The 22,829-nt window shown below is 69.9% G+C and carries 22 protein-coding genes; 8 read left to right on the forward strand and 14 right to left on the reverse strand.

Annotated features, from left to right (window positions below; all coding sequences use genetic code 11):
* Window positions 1–810 carry an HAD family hydrolase gene (locus ABZX12_RS14940; RefSeq protein WP_355693348.1) on the reverse strand — a complete coding sequence of 270 codons (810 nt, stop codon included), beginning with the start codon at window positions 808–810 and terminating at the stop codon, window positions 1–3.
* 579 nt (window positions 811–1,389) lie between these two features.
* Here ABZX12_RS14940 and ABZX12_RS14945 point away from each other — a divergent pair.
* Window positions 1,390–1,944, forward strand: a complete 555-nt coding sequence (locus ABZX12_RS14945) for a WhiB family transcriptional regulator (RefSeq protein ID WP_355693350.1) — start codon at window positions 1,390–1,392, stop codon at window positions 1,942–1,944.
* 144 nt (window positions 1,945–2,088) lie between these two features.
* On the opposite strand, the gene ABZX12_RS14950 is transcribed toward ABZX12_RS14945, so the two are convergent.
* Entirely contained in the window at window positions 2,089–2,892 is an 804-nt protein-coding gene (locus ABZX12_RS14950) for an HAD family hydrolase (protein ID WP_355693352.1), read from the reverse strand.
* Window positions 2,889–4,163 (reverse strand): serine--tRNA ligase, encoded by a 1,275-nt coding sequence (gene serS, locus ABZX12_RS14955; protein ID WP_355693354.1) that lies wholly within the window; start codon window positions 4,161–4,163, stop codon window positions 2,889–2,891. The genes ABZX12_RS14950 and serS overlap by 4 nt, the downstream gene beginning before the upstream one ends.
* 127 nt (window positions 4,164–4,290) lie before the next feature.
* Here serS and ABZX12_RS14960 point away from each other — a divergent pair, with 127 nt between their 5' ends.
* Window positions 4,291–5,853: a diacylglycerol kinase family protein gene (locus ABZX12_RS14960; RefSeq protein WP_355693355.1), complete on the forward strand. Its 1,563-nt coding sequence runs from the start codon at window positions 4,291–4,293 to the stop codon at window positions 5,851–5,853.
* A 24-nt stretch (window positions 5,854–5,877) separates the two neighbouring features.
* On the opposite strand, the gene ABZX12_RS14965 is transcribed toward ABZX12_RS14960, so the two are convergent.
* Complete coding sequence (locus ABZX12_RS14965) at window positions 5,878–6,363, reverse strand: DUF4446 family protein (RefSeq protein WP_355693357.1); 486 nt, start codon at window positions 6,361–6,363, stop codon at window positions 5,878–5,880.
* A 103-nt stretch (window positions 6,364–6,466) separates the two neighbouring features.
* On the opposite strand from ABZX12_RS14965, the gene larB reads away from it, so the two are divergent.
* Both larB and larC read left to right on the forward strand, forming a co-directional pair.
* On the forward strand, window positions 6,467–7,183 hold the full coding sequence (gene larB, locus ABZX12_RS14970) for a nickel pincer cofactor biosynthesis protein LarB (protein ID WP_355693359.1): 717 nt from the start codon (window positions 6,467–6,469) through the stop codon (window positions 7,181–7,183).
* Entirely contained in the window at window positions 7,183–8,472 is a 1,290-nt protein-coding gene (gene larC, locus ABZX12_RS14975) for a nickel pincer cofactor biosynthesis protein LarC (RefSeq protein WP_355693361.1), read from the forward strand. The genes larB and larC overlap by 1 nt, the downstream gene beginning before the upstream one ends.
* On the opposite strand, the gene ABZX12_RS14980 is transcribed toward larC, so the two are convergent.
* Window positions 8,469–10,007 carry a DUF2029 domain-containing protein gene (locus ABZX12_RS14980; RefSeq protein ID WP_355693363.1) on the reverse strand — a complete coding sequence of 513 codons (1,539 nt, stop codon included), beginning with the start codon at window positions 10,005–10,007 and terminating at the stop codon, window positions 8,469–8,471. The genes larC and ABZX12_RS14980 overlap by 4 nt on opposite strands.
* Window positions 9,997–10,794 (reverse strand): glycosyltransferase, encoded by a 798-nt coding sequence (locus ABZX12_RS14985; RefSeq protein WP_355693365.1) that lies wholly within the window; start codon window positions 10,792–10,794, stop codon window positions 9,997–9,999. Before ABZX12_RS14985 ends, ABZX12_RS14980 begins: the two co-directional genes overlap by 11 nt.
* 250 nt (window positions 10,795–11,044) lie before the next feature.
* On the opposite strand from ABZX12_RS14985, the gene ABZX12_RS14990 reads away from it, so the two are divergent.
* The 3 genes from ABZX12_RS14990 to ABZX12_RS15000 all read left to right on the forward strand — a co-directional run bounded on the left by ABZX12_RS14990 (window position 11,045) and on the right by ABZX12_RS15000 (window position 14,243).
* Window positions 11,045–11,635, forward strand: a complete 591-nt coding sequence (locus tag ABZX12_RS14990) for a dihydrofolate reductase family protein (protein WP_355693366.1) — start codon at window positions 11,045–11,047, stop codon at window positions 11,633–11,635.
* A 94-nt stretch (window positions 11,636–11,729) separates the two neighbouring features.
* On the forward strand, window positions 11,730–12,962 hold the full coding sequence (locus ABZX12_RS14995) for an arginine deiminase (RefSeq protein WP_355693368.1): 1,233 nt from the start codon (window positions 11,730–11,732) through the stop codon (window positions 12,960–12,962).
* 282 nt (window positions 12,963–13,244) lie between these two features.
* Entirely contained in the window at window positions 13,245–14,243 is a 999-nt protein-coding gene (locus ABZX12_RS15000) for an IS481 family transposase (RefSeq protein ID WP_355693369.1), read from the forward strand.
* A gap of 382 nt (window positions 14,244–14,625) precedes the next feature.
* On the opposite strand, the gene ABZX12_RS15005 is transcribed toward ABZX12_RS15000, so the two are convergent.
* The 3 genes from ABZX12_RS15005 to ABZX12_RS15015 form a co-directional block, all read right to left on the reverse strand.
* A complete protein-coding gene (locus ABZX12_RS15005; RefSeq protein WP_355693371.1) occupies window positions 14,626–15,597 on the reverse strand; it encodes a DUF5926 family protein in 972 nt (323 codons plus the stop codon).
* Window positions 15,598–15,811: 214 nt separating this feature from the next.
* Window positions 15,812–16,228: an ATP-binding protein gene (locus tag ABZX12_RS15010; protein ID WP_355693373.1), complete on the reverse strand. Its 417-nt coding sequence runs from the start codon at window positions 16,226–16,228 to the stop codon at window positions 15,812–15,814.
* A gap of 241 nt (window positions 16,229–16,469) precedes the next feature.
* Window positions 16,470–17,294 carry a glycerophosphodiester phosphodiesterase family protein gene (locus tag ABZX12_RS15015; protein ID WP_355693375.1) on the reverse strand — a complete coding sequence of 275 codons (825 nt, stop codon included), beginning with the start codon at window positions 17,292–17,294 and terminating at the stop codon, window positions 16,470–16,472.
* A gap of 39 nt (window positions 17,295–17,333) precedes the next feature.
* On the opposite strand from ABZX12_RS15015, the gene ABZX12_RS15020 reads away from it, so the two are divergent.
* Window positions 17,334–18,323, forward strand: coding sequence for a zinc-binding alcohol dehydrogenase family protein (locus ABZX12_RS15020; RefSeq protein ID WP_355693376.1), 990 nt, complete (start codon window positions 17,334–17,336; stop codon window positions 18,321–18,323).
* A gap of 16 nt (window positions 18,324–18,339) precedes the next feature.
* On the opposite strand, the gene ABZX12_RS15025 is transcribed toward ABZX12_RS15020, so the two are convergent.
* Genes ABZX12_RS15025 through ABZX12_RS15045 form a run of 5 tightly spaced genes read right to left on the reverse strand, consistent with a single transcriptional unit; the run spans window position 18,340 to window position 22,780 of the window.
* A complete protein-coding gene (locus tag ABZX12_RS15025; protein WP_355693378.1) occupies window positions 18,340–19,686 on the reverse strand; it encodes an LLM class flavin-dependent oxidoreductase in 1,347 nt (448 codons plus the stop codon).
* Window positions 19,683–20,393: an ABC transporter ATP-binding protein gene (locus ABZX12_RS15030; protein WP_355693380.1), complete on the reverse strand. Its 711-nt coding sequence runs from the start codon at window positions 20,391–20,393 to the stop codon at window positions 19,683–19,685. Before ABZX12_RS15030 ends, ABZX12_RS15025 begins: the two co-directional genes overlap by 4 nt.
* Window positions 20,369–21,205 (reverse strand): ABC transporter permease, encoded by an 837-nt coding sequence (locus ABZX12_RS15035; RefSeq protein WP_355693382.1) that lies wholly within the window; start codon window positions 21,203–21,205, stop codon window positions 20,369–20,371. The genes ABZX12_RS15030 and ABZX12_RS15035 overlap by 25 nt, the downstream gene beginning before the upstream one ends.
* Window positions 21,202–22,245: an ABC transporter substrate-binding protein gene (locus ABZX12_RS15040; RefSeq protein WP_355693384.1), complete on the reverse strand. Its 1,044-nt coding sequence runs from the start codon at window positions 22,243–22,245 to the stop codon at window positions 21,202–21,204. Before ABZX12_RS15040 ends, ABZX12_RS15035 begins: the two co-directional genes overlap by 4 nt.
* Window positions 22,238–22,780 (reverse strand): flavin reductase family protein, encoded by a 543-nt coding sequence (locus ABZX12_RS15045; RefSeq protein ID WP_355693386.1) that lies wholly within the window; start codon window positions 22,778–22,780, stop codon window positions 22,238–22,240. Before ABZX12_RS15045 ends, ABZX12_RS15040 begins: the two co-directional genes overlap by 8 nt.
* Window positions 22,781–22,829 lie beyond the last annotated feature (49 nt).

Here is a 22,829-nt window from a genome sequence, read left to right on the forward strand (position 1 = left end):
TTATTTCAAAGGCTGGAAGAACTCTTCGAGGACGGCGGCGACGCCGTCCTCGTCGTTTGCGGGGGCAGTTCTGTCCACCACCGCGAGGACTTCGGGGTGCGCGTTGGCGACGCCGTACGACGTGCCGGCCCAGGCGAGCATCGGCAGGTCGTTGACCGAGTCACCGAACGCGATCGTCTCAGCAGCCGAGATCCCTTGCTCTGCGGCGAAGTCGGCCAGCATCGCCGCCTTGGACACCCCGCTCGCGGAGATCTCCACCAGACCGTGACCGCCGCTGTGACTGGCGGTCACTCGTTGGCCGACCAACGGATTGACCAGACCGAGCAGCTCGTCGGCATGCAGGCTCGGATGCCGGACGAGCAGCTTTGCGGCCGGCTCCGTAAGGAGTTCCTCGACCGCGGCGATCAACGAGTTGTCCGGATTCGGGTAGGCGTTCTGGTAGACCGGTTCCTGTCCGTAGCGGTCCGGTCGCTCGATGGCGAACTGCACGTCCGGGATCGCGGCGCGGATCGCCTGCGCCACCTCGAGAGCCACCGCGGGATCGAGCAACCGGGTCCGAATCGCCTTGCGGCGCAGGACGTCGTACAAAATAGCGCCGTTGGCAACGATCGCGACGCCGTGGTCGCCGACCAGGTACGACAGGTCGTGCAGCCAGCGAGGTGGCCGGGCGGTGACCATCACGAAAACACTTCCGGCCCGCTGCGCCGCGAGCACCGCGGCGCGCGTCCGGGCGGACACCGTGCCGTCGCTGCGGACGAGCGTTCCGTCGAGATCGGTAGCTATCAGGCGGGGGTACTGCGAAGCCGTCACGAGGCCAACCGTATCGCCGGATGATCCGGCGCCCGCATTACCCTGGTCAACGCCCCGGGCGCAAGCCGTAGGACGTCGGCTTCAGGTCTTTTTGACTTATCTCGTTGAGCTTTTGACAACGTCATCAGACCGTTACGGCAGGATCCTGCAAAGGCAGCAAGTTCCCCTGCGCCGTGCGGTTGGCGCGTGATTTCATGCGGAGGTCTGGCGGGGAACCGGGGGCTGTTCGTTCGCGTCGTAGGCGTGTTCTGGATCAGCGCGAACTGATGCCGCCCCACCTCCGGAAGCACACACAAACGTCGAAGAACTGTTGTGGAATTGGCTGCAACCAAAACCGCGGCAGTGGCGTCAACAGTTATGGATCGGTGCGTCCCGCGCCCGGGACGACACGGTGGGCCGGTGACAGTACGCGGGTCCATCAGCTAGCGGATCCGCGCGGACGAACGTCGTTCACCGTTCGTTCATTCGGGTCTTGATACTTGGGGAGCCTTGATGACCGTCAACAGCGCCAATCTAGCGGGGCCGGGGGGCAGTAGCTCTCGAGCTGCTGTCGACACATGTTCTACCGGGGAGGGGTCAATGACCGGCTGCATCGCCCGCTCCGACATCTTCCAGCACCGCCTGCTGGAGGAGCCGCCGCCCGCGTCCGCGACCCGTCGCACCCGCGAGCGGTACGAGCAGCTCGTCCGCGAGGCCAAGGCGCTGTGCGCCTCGTGCCCGCTGTTCACCGACTGCCTCTACAGCGCGGTCGCCGAGCACGACGTGAGCGGCTTCGTCGCCGGAACCACTGCTGTACAACGGCGTTCGATCCGCAACCTGCTCGACGTCGAGGTGCAGGCGGACGACTTCGACCAGCTGGCCGGCGCACGCGGCACCCGTCGCCCGGTGAGCCACGAAGAGGTCCTGCGGCTGCGCGCGCAGTACCCGAACGACAGCCTCGAGTCCCTGGCCATGCGGCTGGGCTGCTCCTTGTCGACTGTCAAGCGGCACCTTCGGCGGGCCCGCCGCGGCCAGAGCCCGGCCGCCAAGGCTCCGCGGCCGCGTCCGGCGGTCGAGGCCGTGCTGGACGCGTTCGACACCGTCGTCGACCAGCAGCACCAGCCGCGCCGCGCCGGCAGCACCCGGGTCGCCTGATTCGATACTCGGCCCGCCAGCGGACTATCGGAGACTGAACGACCGAAGGCCCGGAATCCCTGCACAGACAGGGGCTCCGGGCCTTTCGCTTGCCTGCGGCATCGGATACGTCAAGGGTTTCGGTTGTCGCCGAAAGGTCTTGACTCAGAACCAGCGGTTGAGTACGGCCGCGACACCGTCGTCCTGAACCGACTTGGTGACCTCGTCGGCGGACTCCTTGACCTCGTCCGGCGCGGAGCCCATCGCGACCCCGAGACCCGCGTAGCCGAGCATCTCGATGTCGTTGCGCCCGTCACCGATCGCGAGCAGGCCGGCCGGATCCAGGTCGTACTGCGCGAGCGCGACCTTGAGTCCCGTCGACTTGTCCACGCCCTCCGGCGCGATGTCGAGCCATGCGGTCCAGCCGACGAAGTAGCTGACTCCGTGCAGGCCGAGACGTTCCGCCAGGTGGACGAAATCGCTCTCGGACTGGTTGGGGTCCCTGATGATCAGCCGGGTCACGGGCTGCGGTGCGAGCTCCTCGTCGGTGACCACCCGGATCCGCGCGTCCCGGCCGAGGTCGCCGTCCGGGAACGGCTCGGTGACCAGATAGCTGCCGTCGTACTCCTCGACCGCCATCCGCGCGTTCGGCGCATACCGCCGGACGGACTCGATCACCGTCGACGGATCGAAGGTCCGCTCGTCGACGACCCCGCCCTCCGGGTAGCGGAGCGTGCGCGCACCGTTGCTACAGACAACGAGTCCGCCGGCCGGCAGCCGGAGCCGCTGCGCCACCGGCCTGGTCGTCGACCAGGCCCGGCCGGTGGCCAGGATCACCGGCACCTGCTCGGCCGTCCGGCGGACCGCGTCGAGGACCGCGGACGACATCCCCTCGTCGTGATCGATCAGGGTCCCGTCGATGTCCAGGGCAACGGCTGTCGGCCGCTCGAAGGGTGGGCCGGCGGTCATCGAGCGACCGGTTCGAGCACCTCGCGGCCACCGACGTACGGCTGGAGCGCGGTCGGGACGCGGACCGAACCGTCCGCCAGTTGGTGGGTCTCCAGGATCGCGACGATCCAGCGGGTGGTCGCCAGCGTCCCGTTCAGCGTCGCGACCGGCTGCGTCTTGCCGTCGGCGTCGCGGTGCCGGATGTTCAGCCGGCGGGCCTGGAAGTCGGTGCAGTTCGACGTCGAGGTCAGCTCCCGGTACCGGCCCTGGGTCGGCACCCAGGCCTCGCAGTCGAACTTCCGGTACGCCGAGACGCCCAGGTCGCCGGTCGCGGTGTCGATCACCCGGTAGCTCAGCTCCATCTTGTCGAGCATCTCCTTCTCCCAGGCCAGCAGCCGCAGGTGTTCCGCGGCGGCGTCCTCGAGCCTGCAGTAGGAGAACATCTCGACCTTGTCGAACTGGTGGACGCGGATGATCCCGCGGGTGTCCTTCCCGTGTGACCCTGCTTCCTTGCGGTAGCAGGACGACCACCCGGCGTATCGGATCGGGCCGTTCGACAGGTCGAGGATCTCGTCCATGTGGTAGCCGGCCAGCGCGACCTCCGACGTACCGGTGAGGTACAGCTCGGGGTCCTCGAGCCGGTAGACGTCGTCGTGCGCCGACAGGTACCCGGTGCCGCCCATCACCTCGGGCTTGACCAGCGTCGGCGTGACCATCGGCGTGAAGCCGGCCTCGACCGCCTGCTGGATCGCCAGCTGCAGCATGCCGAGCTGGAGCAGCATGCCGGCGCCCTTGAGGAAGTAGAACCGCGAGCCGGAGATCTTCGCGCCGCGCTCCATGTCGATCGCGCCGAGCAGCTCGCCCAGCTCGAGGTGGTCGCGGGGCTCGAAACCCTCGGCGGCGAAGTCGCGCGGCTTGCCGACCTCCTCGACCACCACGTAGTCGTCCTCGCCGCCGACCGGGGCCTCGTCGGACACCAGGTTCGGCAGCGCGCGGGCGAGCTCGTCGAAGCGGTTTCCGGCCTCGTTCGCCGCGGCCTCGTTGGCCTTCACCTCGGCGGCCAGCGTCTTGGTGCGCTCCAGCAGTGCGGCGCGCTCGTCGCCCTTGGCCTGCGCGACCTGCTTGCCGAGCGACTTCTGCTCGGCCCGGAGCGCCTCGAAGGCGGAGATGGACGATCGACGCTCACTGTCGGCGACCAGGATCTGGTCGACCAGGTCAGTACGCTCGCCGCGCTTGGTCAGGGCGGCGCGCACGACATCAGGGGTCTCACGGAGCAGTTTCGCGTCAATCACACCCTGAGGGTATCGGGGCGTGTCAGAACCGGCGAAGTCTATTCGGGATGATGGGGTGGCCACACGTGACCATCTAGGGGGATCCGAGCGGGCGATGAACCACCACCCACCCACTCCGGTCGGCCGTGTGCTAACGGTCGTGCTGGGTGCGCTGCCGTTCGCGGTGGTCACGGTGCTGGTGTTCAAGGAGTGGCCGCCGCTGGCCCGCTGGGACCAGTCGGTCGCGGCGCGCGCCGCGTCGTACGGCGGCGCGCACGAGGGTCTCGTCGACTTCTGGCAGGTGGTCGGCGCGGTGGTGCTGCCGTGGACGTCGCGGGCGGTGATCGTGATCGTGGCCGCATACCTGTGGCATCGCCGGGCCCGGCTGCTGACGTTCTGGCTGCTGACGTCGGCGGTCGCCGAGCTGGCCTTGGTCCAGCTCGTCAAGGCGATCTTCGAGCGGCAGCGGCCGCCCGGGATGCTCGTCGACGCATTCGGCTTCTCGTACGTGTCCGGCCACGCGACCGCGGCGTTCGTGATGGCCGGCGCGCTCGGCGTCGTGCTGCCGTCGGTGCGCGGCTGGCGGCGCCGGTTCCGGCTGCTGGTGCTGCTGCCGGTGCTCGCGGTGGTGTGGATCGCGTCCGCGGACCGGATCGCGCTGAACGTGCACTACGTGTCCGACGTCCTCGGCGGCTGGGCGCTCGGGCTGGCCATCCTGACCGCGACGTCGATCGGGTTCGGCCTCCGGCCAGGGCTGCGGCGGCGCCGTCGGCGTACCCCGTCGTCCGGCGGCGACGGTACGACGTCGCCGCCGAAGGCCGCGGTGATCGTGAACCCGATCAAGGTCGGCGACGGTGTCGCGTTCCGGCGGAAGGTGACGCGGGCCCTCGCGGTCCGCGGGTTCGACGACCCGCTCTGGCTGGAGACCCGCGTCGACGACGCCGGGAGCGCGATGGCCAAGCAGGCGATCGAGTACGAGTCGGATCTGGTGCTGGTCGCGGGCGGTGACGGCACGGTCCGGGTGGTGTGCTCGACGCTCGCCCACACCGGGATCCCGGTCGGCGTGATCCCGGCCGGCACCGGGAACCTGCTGGCGCGCAACCTGCACATCCCGCTCGACCTGGACGACGCCCTGGAGCGGATCCTCGAGGGCCGCGACCGGCGGATCGACCTGGTCCGCGTCCACGGCGACGACCTCGACACCGACCGGTTCGCCGTGATGGCCGGGCTCGGCCTGGACGCCGCGATCATCTCCGACGCCCCGCCGCACCTGAAGAAGCAGATCGGCTGGACGGCGTACCTGGTGTCGGCGGCGAAGAACATCAACCATCCGTCGGTCCGCGTCCAGATCACCATCGACGACGGCGAGACGATCGAACGCCGCGTCCGCACGGTCGTGATCGGCAACGTCGGCATGCTGCAGGCCAACATCCCGCTGCTCCCCGATGCCCGTCCCGACGACGGCCTGCTGGACGTCGTCGTGATCGCCCCGCGCCGCGTCACCCAGTGGCCGATCGTCGTCTGGCGTCTGCTGACCCGCACCAACCGCACTGACATGTACCTGGAACGCTTCACCGGCCGCAAAGTCGAGATCCACGCCGCCGTGGACGTCCAGCGCCAGCTCGACGGCGATCCGATCGGCCCCGGCCGCTCCCTCTACACCGAGATCGAACCAGGAGCGCTGACCGCCCGGGTCCCGAAGCGCCGGTGACGTCGTGCGGGGCCGGCGGCAAGGTCAGTCGACCGTGGGGCCGGCTTCCTTGCGCAGGTTGTCCAGGGCCTCTTCCTCTTCGGGGGAGAGCTTGGACTCGCTGGTGAAGGACTTGATCTCCTTCGCGTACGTGCGGGCGTCGGCGCGGCTGTTGATCGAAGTCAGGACGACGCCGTCGCCGTTGTCGTCGAGGACCGCCATCGACCAGGAGAGCTTGCCGCCGGTCTCGCCGAAGGCGTCGTACCGGACGACGGCCAGGTGCTGCAGGGACCCCTTGAGTTCGGCGCGGGTGACGTCGAGGTCCTTGCCGAGTTTGCGCAGTTCCGCCTTCACTGTCCCCGGCTTGGCCTCCGGCTGGGCCGGCTGCGGTTCCGGCTCGGGATGTGCGGCGGGCGGCACGTGGTCCGACGAGACCGTCCGGGCCCGGAGGGCCTGGATCGCGAACACCAGGGCTAGCACCGCCACGAAGAGGGCGGCGACCCCGAAGGCACCGGCTAACGACGAAGACACGCACGAGAGCCTAAAGCATCGCCTGAGTGTTCAGGTGATCGCACAGCGTGCGCTGGATGGGACGGATGCGGCACCTCGGGCCGGGGCAACGTAGATTCGCGGCGTGAAACATTTGCCTGACCAGGGGGTACAACCGGGCGTCCACGACCTCGGGTACGCGCGGCTCGACACCGACCGGCTGGAGCGTACCGGCGACGCCGAAGTCGTCTATGGGGCCGGAAAGACGCCGTCTCAGGTCGTGGAACTGCTGCGGACCCTGCACGCCACGCACCCGGACCACGCCGTGCTGGCGACCCGGCTGACCGACGAGGCGCAGCACGCGGTCGCCGCCGCGCTGCCGGATGCCGTGGTCGACCCGGTCGGACGTACGGCGGTGCTCGGCGAGCCGCCGACGCGCCGCGGGACGGTCGCTGTCGTGGCCGCTGGTACGTCGGATGCCCCGGTGGCCGCGGAGGCGGCGACTACAGCTCGGGTGTTCGGGGCCGGGGTCGACGTCATCACCGACGTGGGTGTCGCGGGGCTGCACCGGATCCTCGGCGAGCGCGAGCGGCTGGACGCGGCGGACTGCCTGATCGTAGTCGCCGGGATGGAGGGCGCGTTGCCGAGCGTCGTCGGCGGACTGGTCGGCGTACCGCTGGTGGCCGTGCCGACCTCGGTCGGGTACGGCGCCTCGTTCGGCGGGCTGGCCGCCCTGCTCGGGATGCTGAACTCGTGTGCGCCCGGGGTGAGCGTGGTGAACATCGACAACGGGTTCGGGGCCGGTGTGTTCGCCGCCCGCGTCGCCCGGCAGTCGGCTCCGCGCGAACGTAAGGACGCCTGATGCGCACCGCTTGGATCGACTGCTCCGCCGGGGCGTCCGGGGATATGCTCCTCGGCGCCTTCCTGTCCGCCGGCGCCGACCTCGCCTTCGTGAACGCGGCAGTCGCCGCCGTGGATCCGTCCCTCTCCGTCACCGTCACCCAGACGGCCCGCCACCAGATCGCCGCCACCAAGGCAACGGTCGAGGTCAACGGCGAGCCCCACCCGGAAAACCTCCCGGACGCCGGCCACGGGCATGGGCATGGGCATGGGCATGGCCACGGACAGGCTGACGCGGGGCATGCGGACGCTGGAGCCTCCCGCCACAGCCACTCCGGTCCGACGCGGGCGTGGGCGGATGTCCGGCGTCTGCTGGAGCAGGCGCCGCTCGACGACGCCGTGCGGGAGCGGGCGCTCGACACCTTCGCGCGGCTGGCTCGGGCCGAGGCGTCCGCGCACGGGGTCGAGCCGGACACGGTGCACTTCCACGAGGTCGGGGCGCTGGACGCGATCGCGGACATCGTGGGCGTCGCGGCGGCTGCGGTCAGTCTCGGTCTGGAGCATGTGGTCGTGTCGACGATCGCGCTGGGCGGCGGACGTCAGGTCCGCGGGCAGCACGGCGGTATCCCGATCCCCGGGCCGGCGGTGCTGCACCTGGTGGCCGAGGCCGGCGCACCGGTCGTCGGCGGCACGGCGCCGTACGAGATGACGACCCCGACGGGCGCCGCGCTGCTCGCCACGCTGGCGGACGAGTTCGGGCTGATGCCGCCGATGCGCGTCGGCACGACCGGTGTCGGCGCGGGCGGGCGCGACCCGGTCGAGGTCCCGAACATCCTCCGCGTGATCGTCGGCGAGTCCGCCGACCGCCCGGCGACGGAGCTCGTCTACGAGACGAACGTCGACGACCTCGACCCCCGGCTGTGGCCGCAGATCCTGGCGAGCCTGCTGAAGGCGGGCGCCGCGGACGCCTGGCTGACCCCGATCCTGATGAAGAAGGGCCGCCCGGCGCACACGCTCTCGGTGCTGGTGACGAGCGCGAAGGCGGACGCCGTACGACGGGTGATCCTCGCCGAGACGACCGCGATCGGACTGCGCGAGTACCCGATCAGCAAGCACGCCGCCGACCGCGAGTTCACCACGATCAAGCTCGACGGCCAGTCGATCAGCGTGAAGATCGCGCGGTACGACGGTCAGGTCGTGAACGTGCAACCGGAGTACGACGACGTGGTCGCGGCCGCGGCCGAGCTGAACCAGCCGGTGAAGGTCGTCCTGGCCCGCGCGGTCGCCGCGGCGGAAGCCCTCTGGAGCTAGACCGACGCGGCCTTCTCCGGGAGCGGCTTCTGCCTGCGGCGGGGCCAGTCGTACGGCCACCACTGGGCGCCGTTGCGGCGGGCCCAGACGATCAGGCCGATCAGGACCGCCAGCTCGATCGCGGGGCAGATGGTGTCCCGCAGGCGCGCACTGAAGAACTCCAGCGAGTCCGACAGGCTGGCCGCGACCTGGCGCGCGTGCGGATCCCGGCCCGGCACGTACGCGATCGCGAGCATCGTCGTCCGGATGACCATCAGGCTGTCGACCTTCGACGCGGCGACCGCGGCCAGGGCGACCCACGCGATCACGTCGTACCACGGCAGCGAGTACATCGCGGTCAGCACCCAGGCGATGGCGTAGATCGCGGTGTACCGGATCGCGGCCGGTGTCGGGTCGTCCGGATGCGTCTGCGGCACCAGCGACTTCGGGAACACCTGCGTCAGCAGGATCGCGACCACGATCAGGCCGACCCACGCGAGGATCGCCAGAACGGTCCGCACCAAGCCGTTCGGCAGGAACAGCGTGAAGAAGCTGAGGAGCGCCTTGTGCGGCGTGCCGGTGGAGATGAACGACGTCTGCGACCGGGCCTGCTGGAACGCCTGCAGGCCGACGATCGCATACAACCCGCCCATGGCGAGCGCGCCGCCGCCGCAGAAGTACAGGCACTTGCGCCGGTCGGCTCGCAGCGCCCACAGCATCGCCACACCGACCAGGCCGATCGACAGCTTCGTGCAGCCCGCGACGCCGATCATGATCCCGGCCAGGAACACGTGCCGCCGGAAGAAGACCAGCGCGATCACCGCGAACATCACCGCGATCGCGTCGTTGTGCGCACCGGCCAGCACCGACCACAGGATCAGCGGGTTCGCGAGGCCGAGCATGACCACCCGTCGCCTGGCCGGCAGGTCCTTGCCGACCAGCTTGACCAGCAGCAGCCCGGTGACGACGATGCTGATCGCGACCGACAACTGCAGCATCCACACGGTGAGCTGCGCGGAGTCACCGCCGATCAGCGACGACAGCCACTGCACCCAGGTCGCGATCGGCCCGTACACACTGCGGGCGCCCTGCCACGGCCGCTCGGTCGCGGCGATCACCGGGTCGTACCCGAGCCGGATGGTGTCGGCCGGGGACACCGTGTACGGATCGCCGCCGAGCGCCATGATCCGCCCGTACGCCGCGTAGATCAGGACGTCTCCGGAGGCCATCGGCGGGACCAGCGTGACGGCCGCCGTCGTACCGATGCCCAAGGCAATCAACCGGTCGACGCGCGGCGCCCATCCGTGCTTCAACGCCTTGGTGGCCAGGAAGACGCCGTACCCGCCGAGCAGGATCGCGACGTAGATCATCACCGTCACGAGCCAGTCGTTCGGCTTGGTGTCGAACCAGTACGACGGGAGCCAGGCGTGCGGGTTGGTCAGCGTCAGCACGACCACGGACGGGCCGAGCAGACCGACCGCGACGATCAGCGCCGTACACGCGATGTAGAGCGCGACCGCCCCGCGGCCGTACTTCAAGCCTGCGTCAGTGCTCATTGCGAAGTCTCCGCGGGAACAGACTGCGCAGCGAGGGCCCACCACCGTCCGCGGGCAGCGCACTGCGGGCGGCGAGCGCACGGCGGACGTGCAGATACTGCTTCGCGCGGTGCAGCTGGCCGCGCAGATCGGTCCCGGTGGCCCGGTGCCGGACGTCGATCGGCACCTCGAGGATCCGGAAGCCCTTCCGCCCCAGGTCGATCGTCAGCGCGGTCTCGACCCCGAAGCCGGCGGCCAGCGGCACGGCGGAGTCGAACGCGGCCCGGGTGAGGCAGCGCTGACCGGACAACGGCTGCTCCGGCGCCCAACCGGTCGCCTCCTGGATCCCGGCCCGCGACAGCCGGACCACGAACCCGTGTCCGCCCGCCTTCGAGCCGTCGGCACGCACCTGGGCGGGCAGTGTCCCGATGGTCATGTCCGCACGGCCGGTCTGCACCGGCTCGATCAGCGGACCCGCCCCGGAGGCGGTGTCGGTCAGGTCGGCGTCGAGGAACAGCAGGTGCCGCGGCCGGGCGCCGTCGCGCTCCGCGACAGCGGCCGCGCCGGTCTCCATCGCGGCGGCCTTCCCGCGGTTGCGCTCGTGCCGCACGACGACCGCGCCGACCTGCTCGGCCGCCTCGGTCGTGCCGTCCGTGGAGCCGTCGTCCACGACCACGACCAGGTCGACGCCGATGATCTTGTGCACCGCGTCGACGGTCGCCGCGATCCGGTCGGCCTCGTCCTTCGCCGGGATCACGCAGGCGACGGCACGCTCGAACGGTTCGGGGGACAGGTCTTCATCGGGCACAGCACTGCAGCCTAGTTCCTCTCCAGCCGATCGACTGCCTCAGCGCCCGCTGCCTGTGGATTTCTCGTTCTTTCGAACGAGCCTGTGGAAAACCGCCGGACGGGGTCCGGATCGCGGCATCTTCTCTGTCGACAAGCGGCGCCGTCGGCCGGGTCGTCTCCCGATATCGGCCAGCTGGCAGATGTTCCCCGGCGGCCGCGGCGGCAGGATTTCAGGTGTCAGGCAGGACCGATCAGGAAGAGGTAAGGACATGACCCGCACTGTGACCGCCAACATCTCGCTCTCGCTCGACGGGCGGGTGAACGGCGCCGGAGGCGACTACGACATGAGCTGGATCGTGCCGCACGCGATCACCGAGGGCGCCCGGAACCACATGATCCGGGTGACCCGGCCGGCCACCACGATCCTGCTCGGGCGGAAGAACTACCAAGGCTTCGGCGGCTTCTGGCCGGCGGTGGCCGACGACGAGAATGCAGCCCCGCAGGACCGCGCGTTCTCACAGTGGCTGAATGAGACCGACAAGGTGGTCTTCTCGACGACACTGACCGAGGCGCCCTGGCCCCACTCCCGGATCGCCGACGGCGAGCCCGCGGACGTGGTGAAGCAGCTCCGCGCCCAGGACGGCGGCGACATCATCGTGCTGGCCAGCTCGAGTGTGATCCGTGCGCTGCTGGCCGCCGACGAGATCGACCGGCTGAGCATCACGCTGGACCCCGAGCTGGTCGGCGGCGGTGCCCGGCTGTTCGAGGACGGGCTGCCGGCCACGTCCTGGAAGCTGACCGACTCCACCCCGACCGAGTCCGGCGCGCTCTGCCTGATCTACGACCGGGTCCGCTCCTGACCGATTGGCCATCCGACGCATATTGTCGGACAATCAGACAGATTGACCGGGTTGCCGTAGCGTGGTGGGCACGGCGGAGGCGAAGGGCGGACGGATGACCGAGACGCGGCAGGACGGCCAGGGATTCCGGGACGGCACGGCGTACGGCGTCGACAGTGAGGTCGGTCCGCTGCGGACCGTGATGCTGCACCGGCCGGGCAACGAGCTCCGCCGGCTCACGCCGCGCAACAACGACAAGCTGCTGTTCGACGGCATCCCGTGGGTCGGGCGGGCGCAGGACGAGCACGACGCATTCGCCCAGGCGCTCCGCGACCGCGACGTCGAGGTGCTGTATCTCGGCGAGCTGCTGACCGAGTCGCTCAGCCATCCGGAGGCTCGCGCCCAGGCAGTCGCCGGCGCGACCGAGGACCTGCGGCTGGGCGACACCCTGCGCGACTATCTGCGGGCCGCCCTCGGCGACCTGGAGCCGGCCGCGCTGGCCGAGGCCCTGATGGCCGGCGTGCGCAACGACGAGGTCCACGCCGGCGGGCTGGTCACCTCGCTGCTGGCGCACGAGGACTTCCTGATCGACCCCCTGCCGAACCTGCTCTTCACCCGCGACTCGAGCGTCTGGATCCGGGACTCGGTCGCGGTCACCTCGCTCGCGATGCCGGCCCGGGCGCGCGAGACCCAGCTGACCGAGCTGATCTACACGTTCCACCCCCGGTTCGCCGGCGCCGACAAGGTGTATGACCACCAACTGGAGCACGTCGAGGGCGGGGACGTGCTCGCGCTCGGCCCCGGCGTCCTCGCGGTCGGAGTCGGCGAGCGGACGACGCCTGCCGGCGTGGAGCGGCTCGCCCAGCGGGTGTTCACGAAGGGCCTCGCCCACACCGTGCTCGCCGTACCGATCGCGCAGCAGCGGGCGACGATGCACCTCGACACCGTCTGCACGATGGTCGACACCGACGCCGTCCTGATGTATCCGAACATGGCCGAGGAGATGCGGGCGCTGGCGGTCACCACCGACGGCGACCAGTTGCACGTCGCGGAGTCCGAGCCGTTCCTGGTCGCGGCGGCGAAGGCGCTCGGCATCGACACCCTGCGGCGCATCGACACCGGCCTGGACCCGGTGACGGCCGAGCGCGAGCAGTGGGACGACGGCAACAACACCCTGGCCCTGGCGCCGCGGGTGTGCATCGCCTACGAGCGGACCGTGGAGACCAACGCGCGCCTGGAGGAGTCCGGCATCGAGGTCATCCGCATCTCCGGCTCCGAGCTCGGCTCCGGCCGAGGCGGCCCCCGCTGCATGTCGTGCCCGGTCCTCCGCGCCCCCGTCACCACCTAGGGCATGTCTGATAATCCAGCGCCGTCGCGAGGAGGTGCTCGGTGCGGTAGCTCGGCGTGCGGGAGCGAAGGTCTCGATGCGGCGCATCGTGGCCTTTGCTCCCGTGCGGCGAGATGCCGTGCCGAGTGCCCCGCAGTAGGCGCTGGATTATCAGACATGCCCTAGGTGTGATGTTCAGGGAGGTTGTCCTGCCCGGTGGCGGTGAGCCTGGGTGACAGGTGAAGGCCTCCGGTTGTGAAGTGGAGCTGTCTAGTTCACCGCTTCACCTGACCGGAGGCCTTCGTGTCCCACGTTAACGCGACTTTGACCCCGCGCACCCGGCTGCGGCTGGCGCGTCTGATCGTCGAGGACGGCTGGACGTACGCCGCGGCCGCGAAGATGTTCATGGTCGCGGCCAAGACCGCCCGGAAATGGGCTGATCGGTACCGGACCGAAGGGGCCGCCGGGATGGCCGACCGCAGCTCCCGGCCGCATCGCAGCCCCACCAAGACACCACCACACCTGGTACGCCGGATCGTGGATCTGCGGTGGCGCCAGCGGCTCGGCCCGGTCCAGATCGCCGGCCGGCTCGGACTCGCGGCCTCGACCGTGCACGCCGTCCTGGTCCGCTGCCGGATCAACCGGCTGTCCCGCATCGACCGGGTCACCGGCGAACCCCTGCGCCGCTACGAACACGCCTATCCCGGATCGCTGATCCATGTCGACGTCACCAAGTTCGGCAACATCCCCGACGGCGGCGGCCACCGCTTCGTCGGCAGGCAACAAGGCAAACGGCACCGCGAGGCCACCGCCAAACGCACCGGAATCCGCAACCACCGCTACGAACCCCGTCCAGGTATCAGCTACCTGCACACCGTCATCGACGACCACTCCCGCCTGGCCTACGCCGAGATCCACACCGACGAGAAGGCCGCCACCGCCATCGACGTCCTGCGCCGGGCCGTGGCCTGGTTCACCGACCACGGCGTCACCGTCGAACGCGTCTTGTCCGACAACGGCTCGGCCTACAAGTCCCACGCCTGGCGCGACGCCTGCACCGAACTCGCCATCACACCCAAGAAAACCCGGCCCTACCGTCCCCAAACCAACGGCAAAATCGAGAGATTCCACCGCACCCTGGCCGACGGCTGGGCCTACGCCCGCTTCTACACCTCAGAAACCCAACGCCGAACCGCACTCCCCGGCTGGCTCCACTTCTACAATCACCACCGACCCCACAGCTCAATCGGAGACCAACCACCCATCACCCGACTGACCAACCTCCCTGAACATCACACCTAGCCCGGTGGGTTGTGAGCCTGGCGACACGCGGAGTGAAATCGGGGGTTGTGCGGAGCCCTTGGCCTGAGTACTCTTCATGCCTAGGCCCAGGCCCTGTTGCTCCCCCGTCAGCAGGACTTGGGCCGTCCACGTTTCTGAGGTCAGGTCGCTTCGGCGGCCTAGACCGCTCTCAGTCAGCACAACGCCCACCCGGCTCAGCCGAGTGGGCGTTTGTCGTTGGCGTGGCCAACCGCCAAGGTGGCTCCTCCACCTGTTGCAGGGCCGCCTGGCTGGTCGCCCGTTCAAACCGTCGAGCGGGAGCGGGAACGCCCGGCTGGTGGTTCAGCCGGGCGTTCCCACACTGGACCGGTACGCGTGGGATCCAGGGTTTGCCGTGCTGGGGTCAGCGGATGGTGAGTTGGCGGCTGGCGAGGCCGGCGCGGGCGGCTCGTTCCTCGGTGCTGAGCGGGGCCTCGGTGGCGAGCGCCTTCTCCAGCGCCGTCGCGAAGTCGGCGGCCGGCTTCTCGACGTCGGCGGCCTCGGTGCCGGCGGGCAGCTCCCAGACCGGCGCCAGGACGCCGAGCGCACGGAACGAGCCGATCAGCCGGCTGCCGTCCACGATCGCGGACGAGCCGACGGCGTGCAGCCGGGCCAGGGCGTCGAGCAGCGTGTCCTCGGTGTGCGGCAGCACCCAGCGCAGGTAGATGCGATCGCCGATCTTCGTCCAGTACGCCGCCTCGACCGACTCCAGCCGGACCGTCGGCGCAGCCGCGGCGTTCGCGCGCTCCAGGCCGGCCGCGACCTCCCCGGTCGGGTCCTCGACGTTCTCGCCGACCCAGTACTCGAAGCCGTCGTGAACCTTGATGTCGAGCGGCTTGCTCGTGTCGATCAGGTCCTGCAGCCGCGGGCCGTCCTTCATCAGATCGCCGACCTGCACCGGGTGTCCCGGGTCGGTGCGCAGCGCGGTGGTGATCGCGTGGCCGAGGTCGCGGCTCGGGTCGCCCGAGGAGGCGTGCGTCTGCATCCCGATCCAGATGGTCTCGTCGTCGCGCACCACACCCGGCATCGCCATCGGGAGCAGGGTGACCAGGTTGATCACCTTGCCGGCGTGGTCACCGACGAGCTCGACCTGCACGGTGCCGGACGGCACGATCTCGCGGAAGGCGATCAGGTCGCACTCCGACGGCAGCCCCTCGAACGGCCGCACCACGAAGCTGTCCGCGGTCTGCGCCCGGTCCTTGCCGTGGCACTGCTTGAACCGCTTGCCCGAACCGCACGGGCAGGGTTCGCGCGGCCCGACGTCCACCAGATCGGCCGGGTCGAGCGTGACGGTCGTCGTCGTGTTCTTCGCGCGCTGCCGCGACTTCTTTCCCATAACCCCGCAGTCTTACAGCCGAGCCCACCCGAGGGCCAACCAGCGCCCACCACACGCGAAGGGTTAACCGTTCGTGGTGGGGGTTCTCCGCTCGCAGACCAACGGAGAACCCCCCGCACCAGGGGATATCCACTCGTGTTGGCGGGCGGGGGTCGGGAAGGCCGGGCGGGGGCGGAAAGGCCGGGCAAAGACCCGGGTCGGGGAGGCGCGGGGGTCAGTTCGGGATGACCGCGTGCACCGTGCGGTGCGAGCTGGCGGTGCGGACGTCCCAGCCGGAGGTGAGGACGTCGACGATGGCCAGGCCGCGGCCGCCGATCGACTCCGGGTGCGGGTCGCTGATCCGCTGCGGCTCGGTGTCGCCACGACCGTCGGTGACCTCGACATGGATTCCTGCCTTGTCGATCCACCACGCGGCCCGCACTTCACCGGCCGGCAGCGGAGGTGCGTACCGGATGGCGTTGGAGAGCAGCTCCGAGAGCACCAGTTGCGCGTCGTCAGAGGCGGCAACGGTGACCCGGTAGCGCTTCAGGTAGGCGGCCAGACGGCGCCGGGCGTCCGCTACCGCGGACACTTCATGCGGCAGTACGACGTCCACGACGCTCACGTCGGCGGGCAGGGTCGCAGAGGACAAGCAGGGTCTCCTCGATGATCGGTTCAGCCACAGGAACTTCTGCCCACGAACCCGGCCCGGAAAACACCCGCAAGTATTCCGTTACATAGCCTCCTGAAGATCACGCCTAAAATCCCTGAAACCGTAACGAAATCGACGGAATTGAACGTTTACGATAACCGCCCGCATTCAGCTCGCTACGTATCCGGACCGCGTGACACAAGCCACACAATTTCGTCCCGGCGTGTCACAAACCCGCAAGTCAGGTACGACGTCCTACACCTTCCGGTCCCTCCGCGAGGACCCGGAGCGCGACGTCCGGGCGGTCGCTGATCACCGCGTCGACGCCGATGTCGCGGCAGTGCCGGATGTCGTTCTCGGCGTTCACGGTCCAGACGTGGACCTGGTGCCCGTGCTTGTGCGCGCGGTCGACGTACTCCGGGTGCGCGGTGACGATCTCCAGGCTCGGTCCGGCGTACGAAACGCCGGTCGGCAGCGAGCCGTCGCGGAAGCGCAGCGGGACGCGGTCCATCAGCAGGACCGTGCGCAGGCCGGGCGCCGCGGCGCGCATCCGGCGCAGCGACAGCCAGGAGAAGCTCATCACCCGCGCCGGGGACTCGCTGCCGACCTTCGGGTGCGCCCAGCCGAAGCGGTCGAGGGCCTCGATCAGGCGGCGTTCGACCAGACCGGCGTACCGGGTCGGGTGCTTGGTCTCGATCGCCAGCTCGACCGGCCGGCCGGCGTCCCGCACGGTGGCGAGCAGCGTCTCGAGCGTGAGCACCTTCCGGACGTCGAGGCCCGGTAGCTCGGCGTCCTCGTCCAGCTCGGCCCACGGGTGCTTCCAGGAGCCCCAGTCGTACGTCTCCAGCTCCTCGAGGCTCATCGTGGACAGCACGCCGCGGCCGTTCGAGGTGCGCTCGATCCGGCGGTCGTGGACGCACACCAGGTGCCCGTCGGAGGTCAGCCGGACGTCACACTCGAGTCCGTCCGCGCCGACTTCGATCGCCCGCTGGTACGCCGCGAGAGTGTGCTCGGGATTGACGTCACTGGCGCCGCGATGAGCTACGACGCGCGGGAGCTTCCGCATGAAAGAAACTCTTTCACAGGGTCGGCGAAGATTGGCGGCATGGACATGCGGGCGATCGTGCTGGACGGGCCGGTGGAGCCGGAGGAGCTTCGGGTGCGGCGGGTGCCGGTACCGGAGCCGGAGGCCGGCTGGGTGCGGATCAAGGTGGAGGCCTTCGGGCTGAACCGCTCGGAGTACCACCTGCGCGCCGGGCTGGCGACCAACGCGCGGTTCCCGGTGATCCCCGGCATCGAGGCCGCCGGGACGGTCGACCTCGCGCCGGGTGGTGAATTCACCAGCGGGCAGCAGGTGGTGGCGATGATGGGCGGGATGGGCCGCGAGTACGACGGCGGGTACGCCGAGTACACCGTCGTCCCGGCGTCGTCGGTGATCCCGGTGACGACCGATCTCGACTGGGCGACGCTCGGCGCGCTGCCGGAGATGCTGCAGACGGCACACGGCTCGCTCTACACGGGCCTCGGGATCGAGCCGGGCCAGTCGCTGCTGGTCCGCGGCGGTACGTCGTCGGTCGGCGTCGCGGCGGCCGTGCTGGCGAAGGAGCACGGGCTGACGGTGTTCTCGACGACGCGGAATCCGCAGCGGGTCCAGGTGCTCCGCGAGCTCGGCGTCGATCATCCGATCGTTGATGACGGCAACGTTGCGGAAAAGGTCCGGGAGATTCTGCCGGACGGCGTTCAGGCGGCGCTCGAACTGGTCGGGACGAATGTCCTCCCCGACACTCTGAAAGCCACTGCTGTGCACGGCACGGTGTGTTTCACGGGAATGCTCAGCGACACCTGGACGATCCCGGACTTCTACCCGATCGGCTACCTCCCGAACGGCGTCCGGCTGACGGCGTACGGCGGCGAGCGCTCGGACCTGCCCGCCGCGGCGTTCCAGCGGTACGTCGACCTGGTCGCGGCCGGCACGCTCCCGATCCGGATCGACCGGGTCTTCACGATGGACGAGATCGGCCAGGCGCACCGCATCATGCAGGACGGCAAGGCGGTCGGGAAGCTCGTCGTACGGGTCGGGGGTCCCGCCACCTGACGGGACCCCCGACGACTCAGGCAGTAGCCTCCTGCGGCGCGACGAGACGGCCGGCAGGACGCGGCAGGCCGTAGTGCTCGCGCAGGGTCGTGCCGGTGTACTCGGTCCGGAACAGGCCGCGGGCCTGCAGGATCGGGATCACCTCGTCCACGAACTTGGTGAGACCGGACGGCAGGACCGGCGGCATGACGTTGAAGCCGTCGGCCGCGCCGGCCTCGAACCAGTGCTGGATCGCGTCCGCGACCTGCTCCGGCGTGCCGGTGAAGGTCCGGTGCCCGCGCCCGCCGCCGAGCCGGCCGATCAGCTCGCGGACGGTCAGCTTCTCCCGCCGGGCGAGTGTCACGATCAGCGTGTACCGACTCTTCGCGCCCTCGATCTCGTCCTCGTCGGGGAGATCGGCGGGCAGCTGCTGGTCGAGCGGCAGGTCCTCCGGCGCCACCCGCAGCGTGCGGGCCAGCTGCAGCCGCGCGTACTCCGGCCGGATCAGTGAGTCCAGCTGGTGCTCCAGCCGCTCCGCCTCCGCGGCCGTGGACCCGATCACCGGCACGATTCCGGGCAGGATCTTCACCGACGACGGATCCCGACCGAGGGCCGCCGTCCGCGCCTTCAGGTCTCGGTAGAACTCCTGCGCGTCCTCCAGCGTCTGCTGCGCGGTGAACACGGCTTCGGCGTACCGGGCCGCCAGGCCCTTGCCGTCCTCCGACGACCCGGCCTGGACGATGAGCGGGCGCCCCTGGGGCGAGCGCGGCAGGTTCAGCGGCCCACGGACCTGGAAGTGCCGCCCGACGTGGTCGATGGGCACAACGCGCTCGTTCAGCGCCCACACCCCCGACGACTTGTCCGCGATCGCCGCGTCGTCCTGCCACGAGTCCCAGAGCTTGTACGCGACCTCGAGGAACTCGGCCGCCCGCTCGTACCGCTCCGCGTGCGCCGGCTGATCGGCCAGGTTGAAGTTGCGTGCCGCCTCCGGCCCGGCCGTGGTGACGACGTTCCAGCCCGCGCGGCCGCCGCTCACGTGGTCGACGCTGGCGAACCGACGGGCCAGGTTGAACGGCTCGTTGTACGTCGTGGACGCGGTCGCGATCAGCCCGATCCGCGATGTGACGGCGGCAATCGCGGTGAGCAGCACGGTCGGCTCCAGCGAACCGGCCGGGCGCCGCGCGACGTTGCCGAACAGCACCGGCGAGTCGGCGAAGAAGATCGAGTCGAACTTGCCGCGCTCGGCCAGCTGCGCCAGCGCCTGGTAGTGCGCCACGGACGTGTTCGCGAACGGGTCGCTCTCCGGCAGCCGCCAGGACGCCTCGTGGTGACCGGTGCTCATCAGGAACGCGTTCAGGTGCAGTTGTTTGTTGGGCCTGCTCATACCGAAACTCCCAAGGCGTCGAGAAGCCGCGACCGGACCGCGGCGAATCCTGGATCGGCCGCGCTCCGGGGCGCCGCCAGCGTGATGGTTTCCTCGGCGACGATCCGGCCGGCGTCGAGCACGATCACCCGGTCGGCCAGCACGATCGCCTCGTCGACGTCGTGCGTCACCAGCAGTACGGCGGGTTGGTGGGCCGCGCACAGCTTCCGCAGCAGCGCGTGCATCTTCAGCCGGGTCAGCGCGTCCAGCGCCCCGAACGGCTCGTCCGCGAGCAACAGCTCCGGCTCCCGCACGAGCGACCGCGCCAACGCGACCCGCTGTTGCTCGCCGCCGGACAGCTCGTTCGGCCAGGCCTTCTCGCGTCCGGCGAGCCCGACCTCCGCCAGGCTCTCGCGGCCGCGGTCGTCCGCAGCGCCCAATCCGAGCACGACATTGTCGAGCACTCTTGCCCATGGCAACAGCCTGGAGTCCTGGAACACCACCGAGACGTTCGCGGGAACGGTCAGCTCACCGGTTCCCTCGACGTCGTGGTCCAGGCCGGCGAGGGCGCGCAGCAGCGTGCTCTTCCCGGATCCGCTCTTCCCCAGCAGCGCGACGAATTCGCCGGGCGCGACGTCCAGGTCCAGCCCGTCCAGGACGGCGCGATCGTCGTACCGGCGGACCAGGTCGCGGACCTGGACGGTCAGGAGGCCAACGTTCGTCGCCATGACAGCGCCCTCCTCTGGACCAGGCGGACGACCGCGTCGGACAGCAGACCGAGGACGCCGTACACGACCAGGCCGACGATGATGATGTCGGTCTGCCCGTAGGTGCGGGCCAGTTCCATCATGTAGCCGATGCCGCTGGTGGAGTTGATCTGCTCGACGACGACCAGCGACAGCCAGGCGCCGGTGACGGCGAACCGCAGCCCGAGCAGGAAGCCGGGCAGCGCGCCCGGCAGGACGACGCGCCGGACGAAGTCCCACTGCGACAGCCCGACGGTCTGCGCGAGCTCGACGTACCGGCTGTCGATCGTGCGCAGCCCGTTGTGGGTGTGGATGTAGATCGGCACGAACACCCCGAGCAGGATGGTGACGATCTTCATCGACTCGCCGATGCCCAGCCAGAGGATCAGCAGCGGCAGCAGCGCCAGCGACGGGATCGCGCGCTTGATCTGGATCGGGCCGTCGAGGACCGCCTCACCGAGCCGGGACAGGCCGGAAATCAGCGCGAGGACGACGCCGAGCACGATGCCGAGCGCGAGGCCGATGAGCGCACGCTGCGCGGACGTCCACAGGTTCGACTGCAGGCGGCCGTCGGCGATCAGGTCGCCGGCCGTGGTCACCACGGTCCACGGCGCGGACAGTACCCGTTGGTCGATCCAACCGGTGGCGGATCCGATGCTCCAGATCACCAGCAGCAGCACCGGCCCGATCGCTGCCCCGAACCGGATCGGCGTGCCCGGTCCGAGCCGGCGGCGTCGTACGACGGGGCTGGTCGCGGCGCGCGGACGCAGTCCGGGCAGGGTGGTCGCGCTCATTTGGCGCCTGCCTTGATCGCGTCCGCGGCGACGGTCTGGAACCGCAGGTCGTACAGGTCCTTGGCCTCGATCACCTTGTTGCCGGTCTCCTGGGCAAGCAACTCGATCGTCTCCTGCTGACGCTGGATCGCGTCGCTCCAGTCCGCCGGGATGTCCGGGTGACCGGCGTTGTCGACCAGCCACTGCCCGTCGGCGGCGCTCAGGCCTTGGTTCTTGACGTAGTAGCCCTCGATCCACTCCTTGGGGTGCTTGTCGATCCATTCCTGGGCGACCCCCCAGGCAGCGACGTACGCGCGGATCGCGGCGGCCTTCGCCGGGTCCTCGAGCGACTCGACCGGACCGTAGAGGTGGCCGGCGTCGTCACGCAGGCCGTGGTCGATCGTGCTCGCGCCGTCCTTGCCGTACTTCGCGAGGTAGCGCTTGATCTGGACGCCGCCGATCGGGGCCACGTCGACCTGCTTGCCGGCGAGCGCCTGGGCGTAGACGTCGCCGGTGCTCGGCAGCTCGACCAGCTTGACGTCGTCCTTGGTCAACCCCGCCTTCTTCAGCACCTTCAGGATCAGGGCGCCCTGCGCCTGCCCCGGGCTGTACGCGATCTTCTTGCCGCGTAAGTCACCGAGGGTCTTCACCGACACCCCGGGAGCGACGCCCAGCTTGTAGATCGGGTGGTGCAGCGGGTCCTGGCGGAACTTGGAGGCGACGATCTTCACGTGCAGACCGGTCCAGGTCGCGTGGATCGAGGGGATCTCGGCGACCGAGCCGAGGTCCAGGGCGTGCGCCCGGAACGCCTCGGTGGTCTGCGGACCACCGCTCAGGTTCGCGAACTGGACGTACTTCGAGACCTTGTCGTACTGGCCGGAGAGCTTCAGCGCGACCTCGGTGGCGGGATCGCCGACGACGATCTTGGCGCCGTCCGGCACAGTGGCCGGCAGCGGTGCGTCCAGCGAGAGCTTCGCGGAGTCGTCGGCGGCCGCGTTCGCGCCGCAACCGGCGACCAGGGCGAGCAGGGCGAGGACGGGGAAGAGACGTTTTCTAGACATGGTGTGCTTTCGCGTAGCGGCCGTCGTGGTAGAGCAGCGACTCGTGCTCACGGCGTTCGGTATGGGTGGCGAGGCGGGCGACGACCAGGTAGTGGTCGCCGACGGCGAAGCGGTGCGCGATCTGCGCCCGCAGGAAGCTCGGGGCGTCGTCGAGGACGGGTTCGCCGGTGGCCAGCCGCGACCAGCGGGTCGGTTCGGCGAACCGGTCGATGCCGCTGGTGGCGAACCGGCCGGCGATCGCGTGCTGGTCGGCGGACAGGAAGTTGATCACCACGCTGCTCGCCGTGCTCACGGCCGGCCAACTGGATGCGCTGGTGGCGATCGCGAACGAGACGAGCGGCGGCAGCAGGCTGATCGAGACCAGCGAGGTCGCGGTGAAGCCGACCGGGCCGTGCCCGGCGTCCGCGGTGATCACCACGACGCCGGCGGCGTGGCGACGGAATACGGAGCGGTAGACGTCGGCGTCCACCGTCCGCTCCACGGATCGGTCCGGGACGACGGACAGGGCAGGACGGTTCAAGGCAGGTACAGACATGTCTCTCCCTCGGAACGGGGCAGGGACCACAGGTGAAGTGAGGCGTGAT

Origin of the sequence: Kribbella sp. NPDC003505, assembly GCF_040610875.1 — a bacterium.
GTDB lineage: Bacteria > Actinomycetota > Actinomycetes > Propionibacteriales > Kribbellaceae > Kribbella.